The 3,590-nt window shown below is 63.9% G+C and carries 3 protein-coding genes; 1 reads left to right on the top strand and 2 read right to left on the bottom strand.

Features of this window, described 5'->3' with window-relative positions; translation table 11 throughout:
* Together guaD and EN742_RS28185 are read right to left on the bottom strand one after the other, a co-directional pair.
* On the bottom strand, window positions 1-1,195 hold a 1,195-nt coding region (guaD, locus tag EN742_RS28190), incomplete at its 3' end, for a guanine deaminase (RefSeq protein WP_128333533.1).
* Window position 1,196: 1 nt separating this feature from the next.
* Window positions 1,197-2,414, bottom strand: a complete 1,218-nt coding sequence (locus EN742_RS28185) for a urate hydroxylase PuuD (RefSeq protein ID WP_126056978.1) — start codon at window positions 2,412-2,414, stop codon at window positions 1,197-1,199.
* Window positions 2,415-2,610: 196 nt separating this feature from the next.
* On the opposite strand from EN742_RS28185, the gene EN742_RS28180 reads away from it, so the two are divergent.
* Window positions 2,611-3,531 (top strand): LysR family transcriptional regulator, encoded by a 921-nt coding sequence (locus tag EN742_RS28180; protein ID WP_126056977.1) that lies wholly within the window; start codon window positions 2,611-2,613, stop codon window positions 3,529-3,531.
* Window positions 3,532-3,590 lie beyond the last annotated feature (59 nt).

Here is a 3,590-nt window from a genome sequence, read left to right as displayed (position 1 = left end):
TCCTCAGCCGCATCGCCGGCGTGACGCGCGCGTCGAGCACGACGATGTCGGCATCGGTGCCAGCCTCGAGTGTGCCGACCTTGTCGGCGACCGACAGCGCCTCGGCATTGCCGCGCGTCAATTGCCAGAAGGACTGGAACGGGTTGAGCTTCTCCCCGTTCAGCGCGATCACCTTGTAGCCCTCGTCCATGGTGCGCAGCATCGAGTAGTTGGTGCCGCCGCCGACGTCGGTGGCGGCCGCGATTCTGAGGGCCCTGTCACGCCTGCGGTAGCGCTGATAGTCGAACAGGCCGGAGCCGAGGAACAGGTTCGAGGTCGGGCAGAACACCGCCACCGAGCCGGTGCTCGACAGCGCATCCGCCTCGCGTTCGGAGAGATGGATGCAGTGGCCGAACAGGCTCTTTTGCCCCAAGAGCCCGTACCGCTCATAGACGTCGGTATAGTCGCGCGACCAGGGATAGAGCTCCTGCGTGAAGGCGATCTCGGCATGGTTTTCCGAGAGATGCGTCTGCATGTGGAGATCGGGATGCTCGCGGCAGAGCGTACCGGCCATCTCCATCTGCTCGGGCGTGGAGGTGATGGCGAAGCGAGGGGTGATGGCATAGAGCTGGCGGCCCTTGCCGTGCCATTCCGCAATCAGCGCCTTGCTGTCGTCATAGCCCGATTGCGACGTGTCGAGCAGGCCGTCCGGCGCGTTGCGGTCCATCATCACCTTGCCGGCGATGTTGAGCATGTTGCGGTCATGCGACTCGGCGAAGAAGGCCTCGGCCGACGCCTTGTGCACCGAGCAATAGGCGGCGACCGTCGTCGTGCCATGCCGCACCATCTCGTCGAGGAACAGTCTCGCGATGCGGCGGCCGTGCTGGGCGTCGCGGAATTTCGTCTCCTCGGGAAAGGTGTATTTGTTTAGCCAGTCGAGCAACTCGGCGCCGTAGGAGGCGATGATCTGCATCTGCGGGAAATGCACATGCGCGTCGATGAAGCCCGGCAGGATGAGATGCGGGCGATGGTCGATCCGTCTTGCCCCGTCGCCGGCCTGCTTCTCGATATCGGCATAGGCGCCTGAGGCGACGATCCGGCCGTCGCTGATCAGCAGGCCGCCATCCTCCTCGTAGCGCCAGGCGGAATGGTCGTCGATCGTTTCCGGCCAGCGCAGGAAGGTCAGCGTGCGGCCGCGCAGAAGGGTGGAGGTCATGCTACTTTCCCTGGCCTTCGAACCAGGCGACCAGCAGCGCCCGCTCCTTGTCGCTGATCTGGGTGACATTGGCTGGCGGCATGGCGTGGCTGCGTCCGGCCTGCAGGTAGATCTCGCGCGCATGCTCGGCGATGCGCGCGTCGGTGTCGAGCATCACGCCCTTCGGGGCATGGTAAATGCCCTCATAGACCGGCTCCTCGGCATGGCACATCGAGCAGCGGCCAAGCACCGTGTCGCGCACGGCCTGGAAATGCGCCGAGGCGATAAAGGTCTCGGCCGCGGCGGAAGCCTTGGGCTCGCCGGTCAGGACCTTCGGCACGGTCGACAGCCAGATGATGATGACGAACAGCACGGCGGCGCCGAGCCACGTCCAGGTCGGGTTGCCCTTGCGGGCATGGACGGTGTTGAAATAGTGTCGGATAAGCACGCCGATGATGAACACCAGTGAGGCGATCACCCAGTTGAACTCGGTGCCGAACGCCAGCGGATAGTGGTTCGACAGCATCAGGAACAGCACCGGCAGCGTCAGGTAGTTGTTGTGCAGCGAGCGCTGTTTGGCGATCTTGCCGTATTTCGGGTCCGGCTTGCGGCCGGCGATCAGGTCGGCGACGACGATCTTCTGGTTGGGGATGATGACCATGAAGACGTTGGCCGACATGATCGTGGCGGTGATGGCACCGAGATGCAGGAAGGCGGCGCGGCCGGTGAAGAGATGCGTCAATCCCCAGGCGATGAACACCAGCACGCCATAAAGCACCAGCATCAGCCCTGTGTCGCTCTTGCCCAGCGCCGAGCGGCAAAGCAGGTCGTAGACCACCCAGCCGACACCGATCGTCGCCAGCGACAGCAGGATGCCGACCGGCACCGACATCGGCAGCACATTGGGATCGATCAGGAACAGGTCGGCGCCGGCATAGTAGACCACGCACAGCATGGCGAAGCCCGACAGCCAGGTGGCATAGGACTCCCATTTGAACCAGGTCAGGTGCTCCGGCATCTCGGCCGGCGCCACCAGATATTTCTGGATGTGGTAGAAGCCGCCGCCATGCACCTGCCATTCCTCGCCGAAGGCGCCGACTGGCAGGCCGGGGCGCTGGCGCAGCCCGAGGTCGAGCGCGACGAAATAGAAGGACGAGCCGATCCAGGCGATGCCGGTGATGACATGCAGCCAGCGGACGGCGAAGCTCAGCCAGTCCCAGAAAATCGCGAAATCCAGCATCGTGTTGCCCTTGGGAAGTCGTCCCTGCCGATGGCACGACTTTACGGTCTGGCGCCAAAACGAAAAGAGGCGAGGTGCGCGATGACTTTCAAAAAAAAATAAAAAATACTAGGGTTGTATAAGGTGTGAGATTCAGGTCAGGCCGAGCCGAAGCGGCGGGTTTCCAGACCTTGGCGCAGCCGCATGAGAGCCAAGCATGGCCTATCTCGACAACATCGCCGTCTTCGTCCGTGTCGTCGAGCTCGGCAATCTGTCGGCGGCGGGGCGCGACATGCGCATCTCGCCGGCTGTCGCTTCCAACCGCATCAAGGAGCTGGAGAAGCACCTCGGCGTTCGCCTGTTCAATCGTACGACCAGGCAGTTGATGCCGACCGAGCACGGCACGGTGTTCTACACCGGCGCCAAGCAGGTGCTGGAGGCGATCACCGAGGCGGAGGCCGCCGTCTCGGCATTGTCCGGCCAGCCGCGCGGCACGATCAAGGTGACGGCGCCGCTCGGCCTCGGGCGGCGGCTGGTGGCCTCCGGCATTCCGGACTTCCACGACAAATACCCTGATATCGAGGTGCGGCTCAGGCTTTCGGATCACAATGTCGACATCATGAAGGAAGGCATCGACGTCGCCTTCCGGCTGGGCATCATCGAGGATTCCAGCCTCAGGATGCGCGGCATCATGGAATGCGAGCGGGTGCTGGTGGCGGCGCCGAAATATCTGGAGGCGCGCGGCGAGCCGGCCGAGCCGCAGGAATTGATCGGCAAGAAGCACGATTGCCTGATGCTGCGCTATGCCGGCGCGCGCGAATATGTGTGGACGCTGCAGACGCCGGCCGGCCCGCAGAAATTCGAGGTGCACGGGCCGTACGACACCGATGACGGCGATGTGCTGACCGGCTGGGCGCTGTCGGGTCGTGGCATCATCAACAAGCCGCGCTTCGAGGTCGAGCCTTTCATCCGCGACCAACGGCTGAAGGTGATCCTGGCCAAGACACCGCCGACGCCGGTGCAGTTCGCCGCCGTCTACCCGCACAAGAAGCTGCAGGACCCGAAAGTGCGGCTGCTGCTCGATTTCATGGCCGAGCGCTGCCAGCGGCTGATCAAGGATATTCTTGCCGGCAAGTAGGGGCTGGCCGGCAAGTGACGGCCCGCTGGCCCACCCGACGGACTTGCCTTGCGCGAAGG

The organism is Mesorhizobium sp. M4A.F.Ca.ET.020.02.1.1 (assembly GCF_004022645.1).
Lineage (GTDB): Bacteria > Pseudomonadota > Alphaproteobacteria > Rhizobiales > Rhizobiaceae > Mesorhizobium.
Note: the sequence above shows the minus strand (reverse complement) of the source record. Positions and strands in the feature narration are given on the sequence as shown.

Excerpts from the sequence above, each read along its gene's own strand:
- EN742_RS28185 (WP_126056978.1), bottom strand. The coding sequence starts at position 2,414 with ATGCTGGATTTCGCGATTTTCTGGGACTGGCTGAGCTTCGCCGTCCGC.
- EN742_RS28180 (WP_126056977.1), top strand. The coding sequence starts at position 2,611 with ATGGCCTATCTCGACAACATCGCCGTCTTCGTCCGTGTCGTCGAGCTC.